Raw genomic sequence first — 22,125 nt, forward strand, 5'->3', positions numbered from 1 at the left:
TACATTAGCGAATAGTGATTGTACATGGAAAGATTAGCCGTTATAGTGAGAACATCAACCGTACGAGCGAAACATCAACCGTACGGGGAGAACATCAACCGTACGAGGAAAACATCAACCGCAAAAGCGAAACATCAACCGTACGAGGAAAACATCAACCATACGCGGAGAACATCAATCGCACAAGCGAATCATCGACCGTACGAAGAGAACATGTTAACAAGTTTCGGGGACCGAATCATCAACGATACTGCAATAAAGACGCTTTGACCTAAACCATTATCACAGGTCAACCTCCCATATGCATATGGTAACAGCAGGTTATACAACCAGACAGGAGGTAAATAAATGATGAATTGGTATGGTCCCCATTATAGAATGCCTTACTATGGATACCCGCAGACTTATCCGGTATATTCATATCGACAGCAAACCATTCAAGGTCAGGCTACATGGACGGAAGGTGGTCCGGTTACAAAATGCGGCATACCTTGGTCGGCGAACCAGTACATGACCGTTGCGGTAAGTCCGGATGCTCCGTTCAAATGTGGTCAAACATTGAAAATATCGAACCCGGCAATCCCACAACGTGAAATAATTGTAACGGTTGTTGATGAGGTGCCAGGTTATCCGCCAAATCGGATTAATTTGCACAGATTGGCATTTACCGCACTTGGCGCAAATCCGAGTCAGGGAATGATCAATGTGCTGATAAATCCTGCCCCTGAACTCGAAGAACAGGAATGGGGAAAATATCTGCTTGAAGTTGTCCAGATCGGGTATCCGAATTACAATATTCTGGAATACGATAAAACCGGTGAGACACAATTAGCCGGCAATCAAGTCAGAGAAACATATGAGTATGTCCTGGAATCACCACAGGAACGGGTGAAAGTCCGTGGTACTGTCGTCTATAATGCAGCCACTGACCGAATCGTGTCTTTTAATGTTCGGGAAATAAATGAATAACAACTTTTAATCGCCCGGTGGTTAGACAGCTGAATCAGATCCGGGCGTTAGTGTGTGTCGTTCTTTTAACGATAGCCCCTGGTTTATCCGCATATTCTTATTTCAATTCCTCTGTTTCTTCTGCATACAAAGCAGTACGTTTAATATTTACTCCGACAAATGATTCAAGTATTGCTTGTCCGCCGGCGATGGCCAGAATAAAAATAAGATACTTGGCAATATCCGGAATCCACAGGTAGGTCAGTCCCAATAAGATTGCACTCCAGATTCCCGTACACCAGTAACACGTCAGAAGGTAACCGACTTTGGATTTGGGAACTGCCTTTGTTTCAGTCGGGGAGATTTTTTTTGTTGTTAAAAAAGGTTTGCGGATAAATTCCGTTATTTTGTCAAAAACAATCAGGTGTGTAAGGCGATAGCTGGCCAATATCAGCATGATAAAAGCCATCCAGGTAATTTCCAGTTCCATACAACAGACCCTTCCGATTTTTTCCTTAGTCTATCCTTCATAACGAATCTTAAACGGAGTATAGAGGACGAGTAACCAAAAAAATAGATCCCCCTTGGACTACCAGCCAGTGTAATATAGGCTATCCCTTCAATCGTATTACTGTTTCATTTTTATTTACAAGGGGAAATAAATACTACAGTGAATGTTATTTTCATAGCAGAAGAAACAATAGGAAGCTTTTATTGGAAAAAGCTACTAGTTTCACGGCGATCTATTTGTTACTATTGAAATACGTACCATTAATATAGGTGGTTGCATATGATTTGGAATATTATTACAATCGTTTTATTTATCAGTTTAATCGGATGTGTCTGGTATATTTTCCGTTTAAGGAAGAAAACAGATAAAAGAGAAGCCAAAGCATTTAAAAGGCATCAATTGGAGATAGCCGCTGCGGAAGAAGATTTCAGATCTTCATACTATGACCAGGAAAGTGAATGGCAGGACAAGATGGCGGAACTTGAGCAGTACTATTTAAAGGATATACAAACTTTGAATCATCATATTGGTAAATTGAATAAAAATATTACCGATATACAGCGATATTCCCGGAATGCCGGTGAAATCATTACACATCAGATCTTGGAGCAATTGAAAAGTGATCTGGTTCAGGAAGGTATTATTTCCGGCGATGAAATGTATATAGTGCCAAACCTGTATATACCCTATGAGGAAAACGGGAATCTGAAAACACGGCAAATTGATCACCTAGTATTGCTCCCGACAGGTGTTTATGTTGTGGAAACCAAGTACTGGCAGGGGAAAGTCGTTCATGGTCTGACACAGGAAAACGCGGGGGAATTTTCGTTCATTGCAGATATGATGACATCCAGAAATCAATCATCTGGGAAAAAACATACGCTGGTCTTTGTGCCGGATCAGGAATTTGATGAAAAGAAAATACAGGTTAAATCGTATGGTGACCCGGCGCAACAGGTTATGTCGACGGCTTATACATTAAGGGATTATATTTATCAGCACTTTGGCAGAACAAACTTTATTACGCCAATTGTTTATTTTGGATATTCATCTGATAAAAATACAGACGGTGTAATTGACCTGTCTGACGATCAAAATGTCCCGAGATTAATAGGGGAAACCGAGATTCGTCAATATTTCCGTGAACAGTTACATGCTGAGCAGAAAAAGCACTCAAAAGAGGTACTTCAGGAGACGAAAGAAGGCTTGGAGAGTATAAATTACCTAAACATGGAGAGTGTTTATCGATAGCAGAATTCTTCAGTAATGGGATTGATACTGGGCGAATGGCAGAGTATTAAAAAAGTTGCATCTTTAACAGGATGCAGCTTTTTTTGTTGAAGAAAGCCGTTTGTGAAAAACCATAGTTAGCGGCGCATTCCCATGGTTGTATTGTCGTACGATAAGCTGGAATGATTTGTTATAAATTTATTAAAAATAATCCTTGTAAAACGTTTTCATTTATTTTATACTTTTAACTAAATCGATTTAGTAAACCGGTTTAGTTAAAAATAAATATAGGAGTAATCAGAATGAAAACGATAACAATGGCTGATGTTGCAAAGCATGCGGGAGTTTCAAAGAGTACCGTGTCTCAATTCTTAAATAAACGCTATGATTATATGGGAGAAAATACAAAGGAGAAAATTGAAAAAGCAATCGAGAAATTGGGTTACAGTCCGAATATAGTAGCAAGAAGTTTAAAGCAAAAGTCCACGAAGACAATTGGTGTAATTGTTGCAAACATTCTTCATGTGTTTTCCACGCAAGTCATTCGGGCTATTGAGGATTATTGCAATGAATCCGATTTTCAAATTATTGTCTGCAATGCAGATGATGACCCTATGAAGGAAAAGCGTTATATTGACATGTTACGAGCCAAGCAGGTAGATGGGATCATTGCTTTTCCTACAGGAGGAAATGTTGATCTGTATAAGCAATTGATAGATGCAAAGTTTCCTGTTGTGTTTATGGACAGAATTTTAAAGGATGTACAGATCCCAACTATTATGACCGATAACGTAAAGGCTTCATCACTTGCTGTCGGTCAATTAGTGGAGAGCGGGTATAAGAAAATCGGGATGATTTCTCCTTCAACTAAAACTTCTGTAACCCCAAGATTGGAAAGAATTGAAGGATATAAGCAGGCGTTAGAAAAAAACGGAATTCCGTTTAACCCTAATTCCCTGGTAAGTGATGATTTATCGGAATTAGAAAATAAAATACATGACTTGTTAACTCAGGCTAGCTCTCCTGAAGCAATTGTGGCCTCGAATGACCGGGTGTTATTGAAGGTTTTAGCATATACAAAGAAACATCATCTTGGTATTCCAGAAGATATAGCATTGATTGGTATCGATGATGTGGCGTTTGCAAGTATTTACAACCCTGCACTTACGACAATTGCGCAGCCTGCATTTCAAATGGGGAAGAAGGCTGCAGAACTATTATTAAAGTTAATTAGAGATAAAAGCAATGAAGAAGTTTTTGGGATATACAGGTTTGAACCGAAGCTAATCACACGGGAATCTTGTTAACAGGGAGGAAGCAGAATTGAAAAATATTACAGACACAGTGGTTAAAGAAATAACGGAAGTGTTGGAACATGTGGATTCTGATCAAACCGTTGAAGCAGCAAAAGAACTGCAAGAAGCAAAACGAATTTTTATAGCCGGGACTGGGCGATCAGGAGCAGTCGGAAAAATGTTTGCCATAAGGCTGATGCATATGGGTTTTCCTGTATATGTCGTCGGGGAGTCCATAACCCCAAGTATTGCACCGGATGATGTATTGCTGGTTATTTCCGGATCCGGAAGCACGACTACGTTAAAACAATACGCAACAAAAGCAAAAGAAATTGATGCAAGGGTTGTTCTTCTCACAACGAATGAAGATTCATCGATCGGAAAGCTTAGTGACCGCTTTCTAAGAATACCGGCTGCCACAAAAAAACGACTCGATTCAGAACCGGAAACCATTCAGCCGCTGGGGAGCCAATTTGACCAATCTGCCCACCTGCTATTGGACGCAATTGCTGTTTATCTGTTGCAACAGCTGCCGGAGCATAACGACAGTTCGGAATTAGTTCAAAAGCATGCAAACCTTGAATAGTAAAGGAGTGATTAGATGACACCAATGGAAATGATACTCGAACAAAAGATAGTGGCGGTTATTCGTCACGCAGATAAGCAATCGATTGTACCAATCCTTGAGGCGTTATCGGCAGGCGGTGTGAAAATAGCAGAGATTACTGCGGAGACTCCGAAGGTGGGAGGCATAATTGAAACATCGGTAAACCATATGGGAAAAGAAATGTGTATTGGAGCTGGCACAGTTTTAGATCCTGAGACGGCACAAAAAACGCTGGCGGCTGGTGCGAAATTTGTCGTCTCACCTGCGTTAAACACAGAAACACTGGCATTCACAAAACGGTACAATGTATTGAATATTCCTGGCGTTATGACGCCAACGGAAATTTTGACCGCATATGAGTATGGAGCAAAAATGGTGAAGATTTTTCCTGCGAATACTTTCGGACCGGATTATATTAAAAATATTTTAGGCCCCCTTCCACATGTACAGGCAATGGTAACGGGAGGTATAACGATAGAAAATATGAATAACTATTTTGCAAAAGGGGCTGCAGCAGCTGGACTTGGCAGCAGTCTGGTAAATGCAAAAACATTGAAAACAAATGAAGACTATAAACAATTGACAGCTAAAGCAAAAAACGTTGTTGCAAAACTGGGTGAACGGTGAATTATTTTCCAATAGAGAAGGGAGTTTGTAATTATGCGTAAAATTAAATGCGCTTTCATTTTGGTTTTGATGGCATCTGTGGCAATTTTGACTTCTTGCTCGGATCAAGTTGATGCTGATAAAGACGGAAAGATTAAGATAATCGCAGCCCATAACCAAACATCACCCAATAGTCCATACCAAGCAGGATTATTAAAATTCAAAGAGGTGGCAGAAAGAGAATCAAATGGATCGATAGAAGTCGAAGTACATGCCGGAACACTTGGCACGGAAGAGTCAGAGTTGGTGGAAAAGCTTCAATTGGGAGCGGTTGATGTAGTTGTTGCATCACCGGGATTTATGACGCAAACCGGAATTAAAGAAATTGGCTTTTTCTCCACACCCTATTTATTTGAAGACTATGAGCACTGGTTAAAAGTTGTTGATGGAAAAGTTGGAGAAAAGATGGCCAACATTTTGAATGAGAAATCAAATAATTCATTTAAATTATTAGGATACTGGACAGCGGGTGTCAGGCATTTCTATGGAAAGAAACCATTGAAATCAATTGAAGATTTGGAAGGTATGACAATCCGAACACAGACATCCGGTGTTGTAGCAGAATTCTGGGAGCAAGCAGGAGCGGTTCCGACATCTGTTGCCTGGGGAGAGCTTTATCAGGCACTGCAACAGGATGTGGTTGATTCAGCAGAAAATGCTTATCCGTTCTTTGTCCAGCAGGCCCATCATACGACACCGAATGGAAAATATATAACGGAGACAGGACATGATTATACAACAAGATTTCTGTTAATTAACGGTGAGAAATTTGATAAGTATTCTGAAGAACATCAAAAAGTTATCCTGCAAGCTGCAAAAGCGTCAGTTAAGACGGAACGGAAGGTAACACGGAAACAGGAAGAGAAATATAAAAAGCAGGCAATTAAAGATGGCGCGGTTGTTAATCAAATTGATCGGCAGCCGTTTATTGAAATAGCGAAGCCGATTCAAGAGAAATTTGCAAAAGAAATTGGTGTTACTGACATGCTGCAAACAATAAGAGAACTAAAATAATCGGGGAGGGGTAGAAAGTGAAACGTTTTGTTCAAGCCCTTGAAAAAGTACAAATCACAGTCGGAATAGTGTTCTTGTGCATCTTCTTTCTGGTAATCATGCTGCAAATTATAACAAGGCACATGGGGATTTCGCTTATCTGGACGACGGAGGTTTCGAAATACGCTTTCATATGGTCAATTTTTATGGGAGCTGCTGTTATGGTGAATCGCCGTGAGCATTTTAACTTTGATTTTCTATTAAAAAATTTAAAAGGAAAGAAAAAAATCGCATTATCTATTTTTAATGATGTCATATTGATTTTGTTTAATATTGCCATTTTTATACTTGGGTTACAAGTTGTGAACGAGTTTTGGAACTATACATGGGTTTCCATCCCGGAAATGAAAATGGGCTATATTTGGATAGCAATTCCGATAATGGCCGGAACAATGGTTATTTATTCATTGGCACACTTAATTGATCATTTCAATTCATTAAAGGCAAAGGGGGTACATGAATAATGGGGTTCTTATTGATTGGACTATTTATCGTTTTAATGCTTATAGGTATACCGATTGCATTTGTAATTGCAATTGTTGCATTGATTGGTATAGTAGATATGCCATATACCCCTGAGGCGACTGTACCAATGAAAATGTTAAATGGACTGGATTCCTTCGTTCTGCTGGCTGTACCATTATTTATTTTAGCAGCCAATTTAATGAATTCAGGGAAAATCTCCGAGAAGTTAATTGATCTATCATTGGCAATTGTGGGACCGATTCGTGGTGGACTGGCACATGCAAACGTATTAGTATCGATGATGTTTGCGGGTGTTTCAGGTGCTTCACAGGCGGACACAGCCGGAGTAGGGAAAATTTTGATTCCAAGTATGCAGAAGAAAGGATATGACAAAGAAACTGCGGTGGGGATTACAGCTGCATCGTCAACAGTAGGTGTTGTTATCCCGCCAAGTATCCCAATGATTATTTTTGCCGGACTTACGAACGCCTCCATAGGTGCATTGTTTCTTGGTGGAATTATACCGGGTATTTTAATTGGGTTAGGTATGATGATTTTTGTTTATGTTGTTGCAGTGAAGCGAAATTATCCAAGATCTGCACGGGTAGAGTTTAAAAAATTAGCAACGTTATTCGGACAGGCTATTCCCGCTTTATTTACACCAATCATTATCATTGGTGGTATTATTACCGGGTTTTTCACCGCAACAGAAGCTGCTGCGGTAGCATCATTATATACGTTAATAGTCTGTATGTTTTATTATAAAACATTAAAAATGAAAGATTTGCCTAAGATATTAATGGACACATTGTCGTTAAGCTCCCTTTCATTATTTGCGCTGGCAGCTGCAAGTGCACTCGGCGAATTGATGAGTTATTATCAATTAGGAGCTATCGCACAGGACTTCTTTACAAATAGTGTAGGTCAAAAATGGTTATTTCTAATAATCATTATCGGATTTTTCTTGTTTGTTGGTACTTTCATGGATGCCATTCCAGCCATGATTTTGTTTGTCCCTGTTATTTTGCCGGCCGCTTTGGAATTTGGAATTGATCCTGTACATCTTGGTTTAATTGTTGTGATAACCCTGGCAGTAGGGCTGATTACACCGCCTTATGGATTATGTTTATTACTTGCGGCGAAAATAGGGAATATGTCAATCGAAAGATCGTTCAGAGCTGTCATACCTTATATAGCAATTATTGTGGTGGTTCTGCTGTTTATTGCATTCCTGCCGGATATTGCATTTTATATTCCAAAACTAATAAATCCAGGTTTGTTTTGAGTTGGTAGTTTTATGAAAGGGTGATGATATTGGCAGTCGGTGATAATGATAAAAAACTAGCCGCCGAGGCGTCAACGCAATTTATTAAAAATGGTATGACAGTCGGTTTGGGTTCCGGTTCGACAGTAGACTTTATGCTGCAGAAGCTTGGTATTCTTGTAAAAGATGGACTTGATATGAAGGGGATACCAACTTCCGTAAAAACAGAATCATTAGCACGGAAGTATGGCATTCCGTTAACCGACTTTCCCGAAACTGCAACCGTTGATCTTGCAATTGATGGTGCAGACGAAATAGATGGGCAAATGAATCTGTTAAAAGGCGGAGGGGGATCCCTTGTACGAGAAAAAATCGTCGATGCTGCAGCTGGAAAATTAATCATTATAGCCGATCAATCGAAAATCGTACAACAGCTAGGCAGTTTCCCCCTACCCATTGAAGTTGTGCCATTTGGCTGGGAAATGACGAAAAACCAGATTGCTGCATATGGTGCTGAACCGAAATTGCGAAAAGACGGAAATCGCGCTTTCATTTCCGATAATGGAAATTATATATTGGACTGCAGCTTTGGTGAAATGGCAAATCCTAAACTTCTGCATAATGCATTAAAATCAATAGCAGGCGTTGTGGAGACGGGGTTATTTATTGGGATGACCGATAAAGCAATTATAGGACGAAATGGAAAAATTGAAATTATGGATGGTAATAAATAGGATGATTGGTGGTATTGGCGTGAATGATGTAATTACGATCGGGGAAGCAATGATTACGTTTGATCCCGGATCAACAGGACCGATGAAATTTGTAAATACATTTGAAAAAAAGGTTGGTGGAGCGGAATTAAATCTCGCAATCGGCTGTTCCAGGTTAGGTCTTAAAGCTGGTTGGATCAGCAGACTGGGAAATGACGAATTCGGAAAATATATCAAAACATTTGCGCGCGGTGAAGGAATTGATGTGTCCGAAGTTCAGTTTGTTGACGGTTACCCAACCTCATTAAATTTTAAGGAAGTCATGGAGGATGGCGCTGTACGGACGTTTTACTACAGGGATAAGTCACCAACCTTGACGATGACACCAAAAGATTTAGATGAGGAATATTTTCAGCAAGCCAAGATTTTGCATATAACCGGAGTTTTTGCCGGAGTCGATCCGAAGAATGTGGAGATTCTTAATCAGGCAATTCAATTAGCCAAAAAACACGGCTTGAAAATTTCGTTCGACCCAAATATTCGATTGCGCTTGTGGAGTAAAGAGGAAGCGAAAGAAGCACTGTCAACGATTCTGCCACACGTTGATATTTTGCTTGCCGGACAAGAGGAAATGGATATCATTATGGGTGAAAAAGATCCTGTACGTATTATTGAAAAAGCTAAAGAATCAGGTATTTCCTACGTGGCAGTTAAACAAGGGGAAGAAGGTGCAGTCGGCTATCACGATGGGAAGATAGTGGAAGCTGCCCCGGTCAAAGCATCAAAGGTAGTCGATACAGTTGGTGCGGGAGACGGCTTTAATGCGGGTATACTATATGGCTTTTTGCACAACTGGACATTGGATAAAACATTACAATTTGCGAATACAATCGGATCCATGGTTGTTCGTGTAGCTGGTGACAATGAGGGGCTGCCTTATTATGAAGATGTGCAGGAACAGCTCGGTGAAAAAGAGCGGATTGAAAGGTAAGAAAGGGATGATCAGATGAAATTGCAGCTTGCGTTAGATCGGTTAACCAGGGATGAATGTATACGTGTTATTGACGATGCAGAAAATGAAATGGATATTATCGAAATTGGCACCGGGGTCATCAAAGAATACGGGATGGCCATTGTCAGGGAAATAAGCGAACGGTACCCGGATAAAACAATTTTCGCAGATATGAAAACCTGTGACGCAGGAAAACATGAAGCGCAGCAGGCGTTTGACGCTGGTGCAGATATTACATCGGTAATGGCTTTTTCTGCTGATTCGACAATTAAAGATATGCTGCATGCTGCCAGTCAAACGGGTAACCGGGTAATGGTTGATCTTTTGGGAGTCCATTCCAGAGGCAGGGTAAAAGAGCTGCATAATCTTGGTGTTGATTTAGTAAGTCTTCATGTTGGAAAAGACATGCAAGCAGAAGGGAACCCTTTTAATTCTGATTTATTTTCACTATTAAATGGTTTCGATGACATGGAAGCTGCAGTGGCAGGCGGAATCAATTTGGATACAATCCCTGCTGTCGCCCGGGAGAAACCGGATATTGTTATTGTGGGGAGTGCAATAACAAAGGCGGATAATCCGCAACATGCCGCTGCACAGATGAAGTCTTTTATTCAAAACAGCTAAATTGGATTCAAATATTTACATTGAATTTCGATAGCGAAACTCATTGCTGACCGAAGATATTTTTGTATCTTCGGTCTTTACTTTTTTATCAGTTCTTATACTTCAAGAAGTAGATTCCTCCTGCAAGTCGGTAATGGCACTTTTGTTGGGTTCCCTGTTAGTCAGATAAACAGCCAATGCTGCAATAACACTCGCCAATGCAAATATCATAAAACTGAATTGAAGGGAGAGGGAAGAAGCCAGTAAAATCCCGCCAATTGTTGGACCGAGGATTCCTCCGATACGTCCAATTCCTAACGCCCATCCTAATCCTGTAGAACGCATGGAAGCCGGATAATATTGCGAAACATAGGAATTGGCAAGGTTTTGCGATCCAATGGTTGTTGCGCCTGCAATTGCCACTAATAGGTATAAAAAGACCATATTCGTTGTAAATCCAAAACCGGTAATCGTAATTGCTGCAACAAGATAGAACATAATAAGTGATTTTTTCACTCCCCAGGAATCAGCTACCCAGCCCATTAGAATGGCACCAACTGTTGCCCCTATATTTAAGGAGACCAGGAATCCTAAACTGGATCCAAGGGAATAACCTGCTTCATTCATAAATTTAGGCAGCCAGGTGGTTAATCCATATATCATGATAAGGGACATAAAATAGGTTACCCATAACATAATGGTGGAAAAAGCCCTGTTTTCGGAAAATAATGATTTAACGGTTGATGAAGATTTTTCCGCATGACTCACGACAAATTGTTCATCATTTGCCGGGTTATACGATGCATTAACTTTTTCAAGTATTTCTCTCAGCTTTTTGTATTCTTTTCTCGCAATAAGTGATCCAGCCGAATCCGGCAATGACCGTGCTAAAAACGGTAGAAACAATAATGGGAGAGCACCAAAGAAAAACACGGATTGCCATCCAAAATTCGGAATGATCACGATGCTTAGCGTAGCAGCGAGAATTCCTCCGATTGAATAACCAGCCATGATGGTCGCAATCATACGACTGCGTGTTCCTTTGGGCGAGTAATCACTTATGAGACCGATAACGTTCGGCATAACGCCACCTAAGCCTAATCCTGTTATAAATCTGCAAAGTCCAAATAATTCAGGGCTATTTGAAAGGCCGGTAAGCAGCATAAAAAGACTGAAAATAAACGTGCAAATCATGATGACTTTTTTCTGCCTAATTTATCTGCAATCGTACCGAAGATTAAAGCGCCAAACATCATCCCAAATAATGAATAACTGCCGATCACACCAGCTTCAACCGCTGATATATTCCATTCGTCCATTATGGTAGGTACGACAGCTCCATACACTGTTAAGTCATATCCATCAAACACCATTAGCATGATACCCCAGAAGAGCAGCACACCATGAAACTTACTAAATTTTGCTTTTTCAATGACCTGTTCTGCATTTGTTATCTGCATGGTTTTATCCTCCTTATAATAATATTTGCAAAATTATTATATAAAGATATTGCAAATAACAAAATGTTCCAATCCCTCTATATGCAACAAAATTTATAGTATTTAAAAATCAATGTGGAAAATATAACCAAGAGAAAGCTCAAAACTTCACAAAATGTTCGAAAAATAAAAGTTTATTCTGATTATTTTTGGGTTATACTAAAAGTAGCAAGAGTAAAAGGAGTGCATAACATGCGACCGAAGATGTTAAATTTTGAACAGCTTGTTAATCAAAATAGGGAAGAACTTCTGGAAGACGAAGAAATGAATTCCCAATTTGAATTGCGTTTAGCAAAGAAACAAACTGAAGCAAGCAATTCAAAAGAACAAAATGCTTAATGAATCGTTTAAGGATATACAAAAAATGCTGGAATGTGCCCAATGGTGCATTCCAGCATTTTTCTATTTTCGCTTTAATAATGATTGCGTTTGCGGCGCTTGTCGTTGCAATTTTTTACTTCGTCAGTGAAATACTCTTCCAGTTTGGAAACCTCTATAAATCCTTCGTCAAATCGTATCCTTAAAAAATCGTATAAAAACTGAAAAAAGTGTTATTTTAGATGAAAAATATTAAAAGAAATTTTGCTACTTTATTAAAAGTAGATTCGATTATAGTTAAAAGAAGGTAATTATATGGTCATCTTAATAAATTCATGAGACTATTCATCTACTCACCAATATTTTGTAAAATAGATTCACTGGGGTTCCATAAATGCATAAAGAAAAAATTTTAATCGTAAATTCGGAACAGACTAACCTTCTTAAAGAATTGACGTCTTCCTTAGAAACGTGCAATCGATTCTATTTTAGTGTAGCGTTTGTAAATTTCAGTGGTCTCCAGCTTCTTTTGGATGCAATGAAGGAAGCAAAACAAAGGGGAGTAAAAGGGAGAATAATTACCTCAACATATTTGAATTTTACAGAACCAAAGGCTTTGGATAGGCTACGAGAGTTTAAAAATTTGGATTTAAAGGTCTTTGTAACTGAACGTAATGTTGGGTTTATACGAAAGCATACATATTCGAATACGATGATTATTTTAAAGTGATGATTGGCTCATCCAATATTACCCAATCTGCATTAAAAAGTAATGTGGAATGGAATGTTGAAATTATTTCTAAGCATGATGAAACTTTTATCCAGCAAGTGATATTAGAGTTCCAGGATTTATGGGAAAGAAGTTCAGTAGTTGATGACTACTTTTTACAAGACTACAAACAATTTATTCAGAATATCAATCATGTGACTTCATCTAAACCTATGATCTATGAGAAAGCCGAATATATTGTACCGAATTCCATGCAAAAAAAGGCAATGGAAAATTTAGAGCGACTTCGGACTTTAGGAGAGAAAAAAGCACTGGTCATTGCAGCAACAGGAACCGGGAAAACGTATATGTCCGCATTCGATGTACAGCATTTGAAACCAAAAAAACTACTTTTTATCGTTCATCGTGAAGAAATCTTGACAAAAGCTAAGAAAACTTACGAAAAGCTTCTTCCTAACAGAAATATTACATTTGGGATGCTGACTGGGACAAAGAAAGAATTTGAAGCAGATTATATTTTTGCAACGATCCAGACGCTTTCACGATACTATCATCAGCTCGATCCAGGTGCGTTTGATTATATTATTTATGATGAAGCACATCATGCCACCGCCGATACATATCAGCATATTATTGACTATTTTGAGCCTGATTTTATGTTAGGGATGACAGCAACACCAGAGAGAGGGGATACTCGATCTTTGAGATATTCGATTTCAATGTTGCACTTGAAGTGCGACTTCATGATGCGCTAGAAGATGACATTGTTGTTCCATTCCACTATTTTGGGATTACGGATATTGATGAAATCGATCTCAGCGATGTACCTGTTCATGACTTAGATGAGATAACTAAACGGCTTAAGGTTAATGAACGAGTGGACTTTATTATTGAGAACATGCGGTTTTATGGGCATGATGGGAAGAAACGTAAGTGTTTAGGATTTTGTGCAAGTAGAGAACATGCGCGCTATATGACAGAGGAGTTTAATAAGCGTGGCATTCCAAGTTCTTATCTATCAGGTGAGGATGATGTGCCAGTTAGACAAGCTCGAATAGCTGAACTTGAAGATGATTGTAATGAATTACAAGTTATTTTTACGGTTGATATTTTTAACGAGGGTGTCGATATACCATCAGTCAATACAGTCTTAATGCTTCGACCTACTAATTCGCCAATTGTTTTTATTCAACAGTTGGGACGTGGGTTAAGAAAATATCAAGATAAATCCTTTTTAACAGTACTCGATTTTATCGGGAATCATACTAAGACATTCTTAATAGCAATTGCTCTTAATGGTAGTCGTTATTATGATAAGGAAAGTCTAAAAATGGCTATATCTACAGGTTTTGCTCATTTACCAGGTGCAACGCATATCCAAATGGATAAAATATCTCAAGAACGTATTTTGGCACAAATTGATCAGGAGAAGTTCACCTCCATGAAGTATTTAAAAGAGGAGTATTTTGAGTTTAAAAAAATGAATAACGGTAGGGTTCCTGACTTATTGATGGATTTCTATAAGTATGATGGAGCACCTGACCCAGTGCGATTCATTGATAAAGAAAAATCCTACTTAAACTTTGTCGCAAAAGTGGAGAAAGATCAGCAGCTACAACAATTACTGGCAAACGAAACATTTGAAAAAGCATTGAAATGGTTGTCCAGCATGCTTCCACTAAAGCGAATCTATGATTTTGTTATATTGAACCACTTGTTTGAACAGCCAGTTGTCACAATTGACGAGGCTGAACAAGAGATACTGAAATGGGTAAAAAACGTGGATAAAGATAGTGTTTATCACGCCATGGAATTCCTGAATCAGAACTTTTTTGATGACACACAGAAAAAGAGAACACCTAAGCTCGCAAATTTAAACGATGAGCGTCTTGTCAGATCCGATTCGTTTGACCAGCTTTTGAAAAACCCAACTTATAAGAAATATTTACACGATGTTATTGAGTATGGTTTGTTTCGCTATGACCTGGAGTTTGGTGAAGAATATTTTGGTGTACCACACTTTAAATTATATGAACAATATCAGATGATGGATGCAGCATTGATGTCAAATTACCGAAAGAGTCATAGTGCATTCCGGGGGTTCAGGGTTACTTGCAAACGGTGATGATTATTTTCTCTATATTGATCTTCATAAAGAAGCAGACATAAAGGAAAGCATTAATTATAATGATAAGATTGTTGACCGAAACCATTTCCAGTGGGAAACCCCGAAGGTGAAGCTCAAGTTATTGCAGAACGTACACCAAGAATTCTATTCGATAGAATGGTAGCTTATCATGTTCAAAATGGATTACCAGTGCCTATCTCTTCAGGAGAATTTCAAGAAGGGGTTTCTCAACGTTTTCCTATGCGTGATGGCATGGCTTTTTTGGAAAATCAAGTAGCAGAATATGACAAAAAAAGGACTCTTATAAAAGAATTTGCACAAATGAGTCTTTTTGTTTCTGATGAAAGTAGTGCTATTGAATGGATTCGTCAACAATTAATGAAGAAGCCTCAAACTCGTCAGGATATTCATCCGAACTTCATGAAGGAACTCCTGCATATTGCGAAACATGAATTATTACCTGAATTAGATGAACTATTGTATCAAAACTTCTTATTTTATGAAGGAAAAGGCCCTGTGCCAGACCAAATCATGGCTTATCTACGGAGGAATTATAAGGATTTAAGAGGTTTAGAGTCGAATGATCCAAAAGTGATTGAAAAAGCCAAAAATCGTTGGTATGTACCTGATTCAACCAAACAAGCTGATTTAGAAAAATTACGTGAAAAATCACTCTTACGTGAATTTGAAGGTTACCTTGAACAACTGGAAGGAAACAAAAAGAAATTGAAACAGTTTCGTACAGAAGCTGTTCGTGCTGGGTTCAAAAAGGCATATAGTGACAAGGATTTTGAAAAGATTGTAAAAGTAGGGGAACGTCTACCGGAGAAAATTATTCAAGAGGATGATAAGTTACTCATGTATTTTGATAATGCATGTATACGCTTAGGGTTATAGAAGGTGATAAAATGCTTGGATGGCGTGAAGCAATAATTGGAAAAATACAGTATCAACAAACCAAATTGATTTTGGTCCATGATTACGATTATTTACTAAGTGATGAACATATATTACGTGAACTTGGAAATCGTGGTTTTGGTATAATTCGGTTTGATGATAGTATGACGTTCCGCTACTTGTATGAGCAACAATACCGTTTGAATTTTTCTTCACCTCAGCTTGTTGTCTATACGAATGAGGATATTGTATTTCCTTATGAATTTCAAAAACGAGCATTAGAGGTAGAATTAGATTTACAGTATATTTTTCCAAAGTTTTCTGCACAAGTTGTTCGACAAATCAATCGGGATGATTTTGATGCCCTGTATGCTGTTCATAATCAGTATACAGGCTCATCTTCAGACCAAGAAACATTGGAATATATCATTAAACGTCTATACAAAATCCCATATGATGTGATGGATTCAGAGGTGGATTTATATAAATCTTTGTTATCCATACATTATAATAATATTGATTTACCCGAGGTAGTACAGGATTTTCTTGTTCATGAATGGCAGCACATACCTGCTTATCACAAAGTTCCCTTGGAAAAAATCGTTGAGTCCCAAACGTTTTTTTATCACTTTATGGAACGAAAGTGGGCTGAGTTCGTTAAAGAATTCATACAAGTTCAACAGACACAAATAAAGGATCCTATTGAAGTTTATCAGAGTCATCCGTTATTGGATGGAGATGTAAGACGATTGCTGAATGATTTATTTATGGAAGGTTTTCTTTCCAAGGTGAAAGTGTCATCGGAATTTATCCCAAATTGGATGCAATTCGGAATTGAAAAGGATGAATATGAAGAAGATGTAGAGATGAAATCGAATCATTTAAGGGAGAAGGTTGATGAATATGTGCAGAATGCTACTCTTTATAAAGATTGGCAAGAAATTAGTGGTCTGATTGGAGAATTGAAGCTAACTGCTATTTTGAATGACCACCATAAAGTGGATATTGACAACCTGATGGAAACTGTTAATAAAAAATTTATGAAATGGATGATTACTCAGTTTCATACGTTAACAAGTTTACCACCATACCCGAAACCAAAGCTTGTGCACCATATTCCGTATGTGATTGATAATGAGAGAAAGAATAATGAAAAAGTGGCATTATTAGTTCTTGACGGTATGAATTTTTCGCAATGGAAAATGGTACAAAAATACTTAAGAGAATACCAATTTTTGTTTGAAGAACAGCAAGTATTTGCATGGGTTCCGACATTAACTTCTGTATCAAGACAAGCCATATTTTCTGGAAATATACCATTAACATTTAGTCAAACTATTCATACAACTGCTTCAGAAGAAAAACTGTGGAAATCCTTCTGGGAAAATCAAGGTGTATTAAAACAGTATGTGGCTTATCAGAAAAGTCTAGGAAAAGAGAAATATGATTGGCAAAACATACAGGCTTTATCTAGAAAGTCGACAAAGGTGTATGGAGCAGTAATTGATGTGATTGATCAATTTACCCACCATGCTGTGTTGGGAGAGAAAAGTATTACCTCTGATCTTAAGTTATGGTTAGAAACAAATTATCTGGTGAATCTGCTTGATGACTTAATCTATTATGGTTATACTGTCTATCTTACCTCAGACCATGGGAATACGAATGCAACAGGGATTGGTCGTATTTCAGAGGGTGTCCTCGTTGATCAAAAAGGGGAACGTGTACGAGTTTATCATGATACTATACTGTATGAAGATGCAGCATCTAAGTTTTCTGGATTAAAATGGCCAAGTGTTGGATTACCAGACGATTATAATGTATTATTTGCAGAATATGGTCAAGCCTTTGTTCCAAAAAATCATTCGATCGTTACACATGGTGGTATTAGTATTGAAGAAGTGATTGTACCTTTTGTTAGAGTACAAAAAAACAAAGGAAGTGGATTGGGTGAGTAAACCAGTCGGATTTGATCAAAAAGTGTTGTTAAAGCATTTAGATTTTACAGCAAATCAAACCAAAAAGAACACACGTAAACAAATGTATACAATCTTGGACGGCTATTTACGGGACGATATAGCTGGTGCTAAATCTCGAAAGAACGCCATCACGATGTTAATGAAAATTTGGTATTTAGTTGATAGTGAATTGTTACCGGTTCGTGATCAAATTCTTGACCAGTATAACCAGTTAACAAAAGAGGAACGAACATGTGTTCATTGGGGACTAACCATGGTTGCTTATCCGTTTTTTAAGGATGTTGCCAATGAATTTGGTCGCCTATTTCAATTACAAGATGAAATTTCTAGTGCAGCGATTGGGAAACGAATGAAAGAAGCGTATGGGGATCGCCGTCGTGTAGAAGTTGCAACAAGTGCAGTATTAACGAGTATGAAGTCATGGGAAATGATTCAACCAACTGAAAAACGTTCCTATAAAGTAAATGAAAAAATTACTATTACTAATCCGTTCATACATGCATTCATTGCTCAGATTTTATTGAAAATATTGGATAGCAACTCACTCCAAGTTCAATTTATTCATCATCATCCATTATTTTTTCCGTTCGATTATAAATTAGATGTTGTAGGGTTACAAGAATATGAAGCATTTTCTTTCCATCGTCAAGGTGTTAAGGATTTAGTAATTGAAAAAATACAATCTAAAAGCCTTATTCAACCCTGAATAAGGCTTTTTACGATGGAGGTAACAGATATGTTGGCTAAAGGGGATATTGTTTCGAGTACATATTTTCCAGAAGCTGTTGAAATAAAAAAGTGTGAATCAATAGCGGAAGACTTTTACGTGGTTGAAGCGATTGGTCAAGAATCAAGTAAATTTTATGAAGTGATGGTGGAAAGTAAAAAAATAAATGAATTCCAACAGATAAATAATAAAAAGGAATCCGGTATCCAGGCTGAGGATGTACAGAAATATATTCAATACTTATTACTAAAAAATGAAGCAAAATTTTCCCATACAAAAGCATTAGGAAATCAAAATGTAATACCATTACCACACCAAATCGAAGCAGTATATGGAAGAATGCTTCAAGTGCCACAACCACGATTTTTATTGGCAGATGATCCCGGTGCAGGTAAAACGATCATGGCAGGGATGCTTATGAAAGAGCTGCAGGCACGTCTAATGGCCAATCGAATTCTGATACTCGTTCCACCGTTGGTACTTAAACAATGGCAAGAAGAATTAGATCAAAAATTCGGTTTGCATTTTCATATAATAAATCGGAATGTGGTTAAGGAATATGGTGGCAAAAATCCATTTACAGCAAATTCCTTTTGTCTTGCTTCAATGTATTGGGCCATACGTGATGATGTCAAAGCATTAATACAAGAATCTGATTTTGACTTAGTTATCATTGATGAAGCACATAAGATGGCTGCATACACACAAGGAACGGCTAAAAAGAAAGTATTTCGTACCAAGCTTTATCAGCTAGGTGAATCAATCTTAAGGAAAGCTGAACATTGCTTATTATTAACGGCAACTCCACATAAAGGGGATACGGAAAATTTCCGCCATTTGATGAAGTTAATTGATGAAGACGTATTCTCAAGTACGACAATAAATGAAAGTATTCAAGAAAAAGCAAACCCTTTTATTATTCGGCGCCTAAAAGAAAACCTTAGCAATTTTGATGGTACGCCAATTTTCCCTAAACGTACATCCAAGACCATCCAATTCCAGCTAACAGATGAGGAACTGGAATTATACGATGCTGTTACAGAGTACGTACGTCATTACTTTAATCGAGCTATTAACAATGGTAGTCAAAGTACAGCATTTGCGATGATGTTATTACAACGAAGATTAAGTTCATCGATTGAAGCAATTTATCTTTCTCTGCGCAGAAGATATAAACGTCTGGTTAAATTATATAAACAAACAGAGAAAGAACGAAAAAGATATGTGAATAAAGTAAAGAAATTAGATACGGAAAATTATTTAGAAGAGGGTAATGAACAACAAGAAAAATTGGTTGCTCAGTTAGTGCAGTCTACGGATGTTGTTGATATGAAGGAATTGAAGAAAGAAATTCTAGCGATTAAGGGACTTATTAAACAAATAGAGCATATTAAATTTTATACAGTTGAGAAAAAGTTTGAAGAATTGGAAGAAACGCTATTTGGTGAAGAAGGTTTACTACTACAACAAAATGAAAAGATCATTATTTTTACAGAATCAGTAGATACTCTTAATTATTTGGAAGAACAATTATTAAAACGAGTACCAAAAGTGGCCAAAATCATCGGTGGATTCCCAATGAATAAGCGTCATCAGCAAGTTGAAATGTTTCGAAACGGGTGTCAGATTATGTTGGCTACAGATGCTGGTGGTGAATCAATAAATTTACAATTCTGTAATCAAATGATTAATTATGATATACCATGGAACCCAAATAGGCTTGAACAGCGAATGGGAAGAATCCACCGAATAGGTCAAAAAAATGAAGTGTTTATCTTTAATTTAGTAGCCAAAAATACACGTGAAGGTAGTGTAATGGTCCGTTTGCTTGAGAAAATGGAGAAAATGAGAACAGACTTAGGATCTGATTTAGTATATGATTTTATTGGTGAAGTGCTAGAGGATCAATATGATAGTTTGGCTAATTTAATGCAAGAGGCCATTGTAAATCGTGAAAAACTTGAAGAAGTTATTGCTAATGTGGATAAGACGTTGTCAGATGAGAACGAAAGGTTACTAAACCTAGTTGAGGAAGAGCGTCTGACAGAAGAAAAGATTGATTTGCCACAGTTAAAACGGCAAACAAATGAATGGTTTGTGGAACGTATCCCAAAACGCTTCTACGCTGATTTCACTTCCTTTATGCTTGAAAAGAAACGTGTGCGAATACAAAAATCTAAAGATGAAACAATCATGCGAATTGAACGATTGCCTAAGTTTATTCGTGACAATATGCCTGATTCACACGACGAACAAATTCAAAACTATCGTTTTACTAACTCGGTAAAAGCTGAATCAGAAGATGTACCATTAATAACAGATATACACCCGTTATTCCACGTTGGACTTCAGTTAATGAAAAAAGAAGTAGAAGGTAGAGCCTGGCAGCATTATATTATCTCAGCTAACGTACCGGAAAAACTACATGTGGAAATTTATGAAATTACAATTACGGATGGAACAGGTAAGGAGCTAGAAAGACGTCTTGTACATTTGGCCAAACGTGAATATGGAGACATTTTAATATTAAATCCGAATTGGGTTTTCCTATATGAATTTGCACAAGAAGATTTAAAAGTTGAAAATAACACAGCTAATCAATGTGGCAGTGAAATCATGAAACAGTCGATATCAGTCAGGCATGCGGTATTATCGAACAGGGAAAAGCAGTTAAATAAAATGCACACATTTCTAGAAAAATCATTTAATCAGCAATATAGGGATACACTAGATAAGCTTGAGACTTACCAACAAGAAAATACTGACAATAAAAACAGTGCTCTAATAAATCAGATGAACGCTAAATTGATTGATTTAGATCAAAAGAAAGAAGAACGTTTAAATTTAATTAACCGTCAAAAAAACGTATCAATGAAGCCCCCAAAGAAAGTGATCTCATTAGAAGTGGATCCCATAGGATATAGTCAACGGGTGCTTGCTTCAGATTATTATGAAACGATCGTTCGATATGAAAAAGCAAATGGCCGGTTAAATGTAAAACAATATGACAATTTAGGATTGATAGACTTTTCTAGTGAAAGGTTTAATGGGGAAGAAAGGTATATATTACTTACCTCTGATTCTGATTTTATGTTGAGTGAACGGGAATTGGAAGACTTACACGATGTGTTGGATATGTTGTTCGTTTATGTTGTTAAGAATGGTTTGGTTGAAGAAGAAATTAAAATATAAGTAAATACGGAGGTAGTTGGAGGGGGATGGCTACATAAAATGTAGAGGAATTTGTATGGATAAAGGGCAAATTGAAACGTTATTTGACTTAAATTTACGTGATTATCCAACCGGGTTATTACTAGTTTTTAATAAAAATACACCTCAACAATTTTTTGCACATGTTTTTTTATAAAATGGTTAGTGTACAGTATCTGATAATATAAAACATTGAATTATTATACAAACTGAACTATAAGATCATTATTTATTGATTTATTAGAAGGGTTGATTTTGCTTATATATCCA

At 37.5% G+C, this 22,125-nt stretch carries 23 protein-coding genes and 1 pseudogene; 21 read left to right on the forward strand and 3 right to left on the reverse strand.

Going from position 1 to position 22,125, the window contains the following annotated elements:
- The first annotated feature begins 24 nt into the window (after positions 1 to 24).
- A complete protein-coding gene (locus HUX68_RS00960) occupies positions 25 to 270 on the forward strand; it encodes a hypothetical protein (RefSeq protein WP_174612893.1) in 246 nt (81 codons plus the stop codon).
- Positions 271 to 348: 78 nt separating this feature from the next.
- Positions 349 to 969, forward strand: coding sequence for a DUF3889 domain-containing protein (locus HUX68_RS00965; protein ID WP_246206583.1), 621 nt, complete (start codon positions 349 to 351; stop codon positions 967 to 969).
- 97 nt (positions 970 to 1,066) lie between these two features.
- Here HUX68_RS00965 and HUX68_RS00970 read toward each other — a convergent pair whose 3' ends face one another.
- Entirely contained in the window at positions 1,067 to 1,438 is a 372-nt protein-coding gene (locus HUX68_RS00970) for a DUF1360 domain-containing protein (protein ID WP_174612894.1), read from the reverse strand.
- A 300-nt stretch (positions 1,439 to 1,738) separates the two neighbouring features.
- On the opposite strand from HUX68_RS00970, the gene HUX68_RS00975 reads away from it, so the two are divergent.
- The 10 genes from HUX68_RS00975 to hxlA all read left to right on the forward strand — a co-directional run bounded on the left by HUX68_RS00975 (position 1,739) and on the right by hxlA (position 10,388).
- Positions 1,739 to 2,710: a nuclease-related domain-containing protein gene (locus HUX68_RS00975; protein ID WP_174612895.1), complete on the forward strand. Its 972-nt coding sequence runs from the start codon at positions 1,739 to 1,741 to the stop codon at positions 2,708 to 2,710.
- Between the two features lie 281 nt (positions 2,711 to 2,991).
- Positions 2,992 to 3,996 carry a LacI family DNA-binding transcriptional regulator gene (locus HUX68_RS00980; protein ID WP_174612896.1) on the forward strand — a complete coding sequence of 335 codons (1,005 nt, stop codon included), beginning with the start codon at positions 2,992 to 2,994 and terminating at the stop codon, positions 3,994 to 3,996.
- Between the two features lie 16 nt (positions 3,997 to 4,012).
- Positions 4,013 to 4,570, forward strand: coding sequence for a 6-phospho-3-hexuloisomerase (gene hxlB, locus HUX68_RS00985; RefSeq protein WP_174612897.1), 558 nt, complete (start codon positions 4,013 to 4,015; stop codon positions 4,568 to 4,570).
- A 15-nt stretch (positions 4,571 to 4,585) separates the two neighbouring features.
- Complete coding sequence (locus tag HUX68_RS00990; RefSeq protein WP_174612898.1) at positions 4,586 to 5,218, forward strand: bifunctional 4-hydroxy-2-oxoglutarate aldolase/2-dehydro-3-deoxy-phosphogluconate aldolase; 633 nt, start codon at positions 4,586 to 4,588, stop codon at positions 5,216 to 5,218.
- Between the two features lie 33 nt (positions 5,219 to 5,251).
- Complete coding sequence (locus HUX68_RS00995; protein WP_174612899.1) at positions 5,252 to 6,271, forward strand: TRAP transporter substrate-binding protein; 1,020 nt, start codon at positions 5,252 to 5,254, stop codon at positions 6,269 to 6,271.
- 17 nt (positions 6,272 to 6,288) lie between these two features.
- On the forward strand, positions 6,289 to 6,774 hold the full coding sequence (locus HUX68_RS01000; RefSeq protein WP_246206584.1) for a TRAP transporter small permease: 486 nt from the start codon (positions 6,289 to 6,291) through the stop codon (positions 6,772 to 6,774).
- Positions 6,774 to 8,060, forward strand: a complete 1,287-nt coding sequence (locus HUX68_RS01005) for a TRAP transporter large permease (protein ID WP_174612900.1) — start codon at positions 6,774 to 6,776, stop codon at positions 8,058 to 8,060. Before HUX68_RS01000 ends, HUX68_RS01005 begins: the two co-directional genes overlap by 1 nt.
- Positions 8,061 to 8,089: 29 nt before the next feature.
- On the forward strand, positions 8,090 to 8,773 hold the full coding sequence (gene rpiA / locus HUX68_RS01010) for a ribose-5-phosphate isomerase RpiA (RefSeq protein WP_281355655.1): 684 nt from the start codon (positions 8,090 to 8,092) through the stop codon (positions 8,771 to 8,773).
- A gap of 19 nt (positions 8,774 to 8,792) precedes the next feature.
- Positions 8,793 to 9,743, forward strand: a complete 951-nt coding sequence (locus tag HUX68_RS01015; protein ID WP_174612901.1) for a sugar kinase — start codon at positions 8,793 to 8,795, stop codon at positions 9,741 to 9,743.
- 15 nt (positions 9,744 to 9,758) lie between these two features.
- Positions 9,759 to 10,388 carry a 3-hexulose-6-phosphate synthase gene (hxlA, locus tag HUX68_RS01020; RefSeq protein ID WP_174612902.1) on the forward strand — a complete coding sequence of 210 codons (630 nt, stop codon included), beginning with the start codon at positions 9,759 to 9,761 and terminating at the stop codon, positions 10,386 to 10,388.
- Positions 10,389 to 10,490: 102 nt separating this feature from the next.
- Here the strand turns inward: hxlA and HUX68_RS19570 are convergent, their stop codons facing one another.
- On the reverse strand, positions 10,491 to 10,994 hold the full coding sequence (locus tag HUX68_RS19570) for an MFS transporter (protein ID WP_425509531.1): 504 nt from the start codon (positions 10,992 to 10,994) through the stop codon (positions 10,491 to 10,493).
- A gap of 3 nt (positions 10,995 to 10,997) precedes the next feature.
- A pseudogene (locus HUX68_RS19575) lies at positions 10,998 to 11,827 on the reverse strand (MFS transporter); the annotation flags it as partial.
- Positions 11,828 to 12,058: 231 nt separating this feature from the next.
- Between HUX68_RS19575 and HUX68_RS01030 the strand changes: the two are divergent.
- From HUX68_RS01030 to HUX68_RS01055, 9 genes are all read left to right on the forward strand, one after another.
- Positions 12,059 to 12,205: an FbpB family small basic protein gene (locus HUX68_RS01030; RefSeq protein WP_174612903.1), complete on the forward strand. Its 147-nt coding sequence runs from the start codon at positions 12,059 to 12,061 to the stop codon at positions 12,203 to 12,205.
- A 373-nt stretch (positions 12,206 to 12,578) separates the two neighbouring features.
- Positions 12,579 to 12,914: a phospholipase D-like domain-containing protein gene (locus HUX68_RS19240; protein WP_246206585.1), complete on the forward strand. Its 336-nt coding sequence runs from the start codon at positions 12,579 to 12,581 to the stop codon at positions 12,912 to 12,914.
- Positions 12,914 to 13,669, forward strand: a complete 756-nt coding sequence (locus HUX68_RS19245; protein WP_246206734.1) for a DEAD/DEAH box helicase family protein — start codon at positions 12,914 to 12,916, stop codon at positions 13,667 to 13,669. Before HUX68_RS19240 ends, HUX68_RS19245 begins: the two co-directional genes overlap by 1 nt.
- Complete coding sequence (locus HUX68_RS19250) at positions 13,648 to 15,039, forward strand: DUF8090 domain-containing protein (RefSeq protein WP_281355656.1); 1,392 nt, start codon at positions 13,648 to 13,650, stop codon at positions 15,037 to 15,039. The genes HUX68_RS19245 and HUX68_RS19250 overlap by 22 nt, the downstream gene beginning before the upstream one ends.
- Positions 15,002 to 15,205 (forward strand): DUF3427 domain-containing protein, encoded by a 204-nt coding sequence (locus HUX68_RS19380; protein ID WP_281355657.1) that lies wholly within the window; start codon positions 15,002 to 15,004, stop codon positions 15,203 to 15,205. The genes HUX68_RS19250 and HUX68_RS19380 overlap by 38 nt, the downstream gene beginning before the upstream one ends.
- A complete protein-coding gene (locus HUX68_RS01040; RefSeq protein ID WP_343033706.1) occupies positions 15,133 to 15,939 on the forward strand; it encodes a hypothetical protein in 807 nt (268 codons plus the stop codon). Before HUX68_RS19380 ends, HUX68_RS01040 begins: the two co-directional genes overlap by 73 nt.
- 11 nt (positions 15,940 to 15,950) lie before the next feature.
- Positions 15,951 to 17,897: a BREX-3 system phosphatase PglZ gene (gene pglZ / locus HUX68_RS01045; RefSeq protein ID WP_174612904.1), complete on the forward strand. Its 1,947-nt coding sequence runs from the start codon at positions 15,951 to 15,953 to the stop codon at positions 17,895 to 17,897.
- On the forward strand, positions 17,890 to 18,624 hold the full coding sequence (locus HUX68_RS01050; protein ID WP_174612905.1) for a hypothetical protein: 735 nt from the start codon (positions 17,890 to 17,892) through the stop codon (positions 18,622 to 18,624). Before pglZ ends, HUX68_RS01050 begins: the two co-directional genes overlap by 8 nt.
- Before the next feature lie 30 nt (positions 18,625 to 18,654).
- Positions 18,655 to 21,837 carry a DEAD/DEAH box helicase gene (locus tag HUX68_RS01055; RefSeq protein WP_174612906.1) on the forward strand — a complete coding sequence of 1,061 codons (3,183 nt, stop codon included), beginning with the start codon at positions 18,655 to 18,657 and terminating at the stop codon, positions 21,835 to 21,837.
- Positions 21,838 to 22,125 lie beyond the last annotated feature (288 nt).

The organism is Virgibacillus ihumii, from assembly GCF_902726655.1.
Lineage (GTDB): Bacteria > Bacillota > Bacilli > Bacillales > Amphibacillaceae > Lentibacillus > Lentibacillus ihumii.

What these genes read in the sequence shown, in the direction of transcription:
- HUX68_RS00960 (WP_174612893.1), top strand. Translation starts at nt 25, where the DNA reads ATGGAAAGATTAGCCGTTATAGTGAGAACATCAACCGTACGAGCGAAA.
- HUX68_RS00965 (WP_246206583.1), top strand. Translation starts at nt 349, where the DNA reads ATGATGAATTGGTATGGTCCCCATTATAGAATGCCTTACTATGGATAC.
- HUX68_RS00970 (WP_174612894.1), bottom strand. Translation starts at nt 1,438, where the DNA reads ATGGAACTGGAAATTACCTGGATGGCTTTTATCATGCTGATATTGGCC.
- HUX68_RS00975 (WP_174612895.1), top strand. Translation starts at nt 1,739, where the DNA reads ATGATTTGGAATATTATTACAATCGTTTTATTTATCAGTTTAATCGGA.
- HUX68_RS00980 (WP_174612896.1), top strand. Translation starts at nt 2,992, where the DNA reads ATGAAAACGATAACAATGGCTGATGTTGCAAAGCATGCGGGAGTTTCA.
- HUX68_RS00990 (WP_174612898.1), top strand. Translation starts at nt 4,586, where the DNA reads ATGACACCAATGGAAATGATACTCGAACAAAAGATAGTGGCGGTTATT.
- HUX68_RS00995 (WP_174612899.1), top strand. Translation starts at nt 5,252, where the DNA reads ATGCGTAAAATTAAATGCGCTTTCATTTTGGTTTTGATGGCATCTGTG.
- HUX68_RS01005 (WP_174612900.1), top strand. Translation starts at nt 6,774, where the DNA reads ATGGGGTTCTTATTGATTGGACTATTTATCGTTTTAATGCTTATAGGT.
- hxlA (WP_174612902.1), top strand. Translation starts at nt 9,759, where the DNA reads ATGAAATTGCAGCTTGCGTTAGATCGGTTAACCAGGGATGAATGTATA.
- HUX68_RS19570 (WP_425509531.1), bottom strand. Translation starts at nt 10,994, where the DNA reads ATGAATGAAGCAGGTTATTCCCTTGGATCCAGTTTAGGATTCCTGGTC.
- HUX68_RS01030 (WP_174612903.1), top strand. Translation starts at nt 12,059, where the DNA reads ATGCGACCGAAGATGTTAAATTTTGAACAGCTTGTTAATCAAAATAGG.
- HUX68_RS19240 (WP_246206585.1), top strand. Translation starts at nt 12,579, where the DNA reads ATGCATAAAGAAAAAATTTTAATCGTAAATTCGGAACAGACTAACCTT.
- HUX68_RS19245 (WP_246206734.1), top strand. Translation starts at nt 12,914, where the DNA reads ATGATTGGCTCATCCAATATTACCCAATCTGCATTAAAAAGTAATGTG.
- pglZ (WP_174612904.1), top strand. Translation starts at nt 15,951, where the DNA reads ATGCTTGGATGGCGTGAAGCAATAATTGGAAAAATACAGTATCAACAA.
- HUX68_RS01055 (WP_174612906.1), top strand. Translation starts at nt 18,655, where the DNA reads ATGTTGGCTAAAGGGGATATTGTTTCGAGTACATATTTTCCAGAAGCT.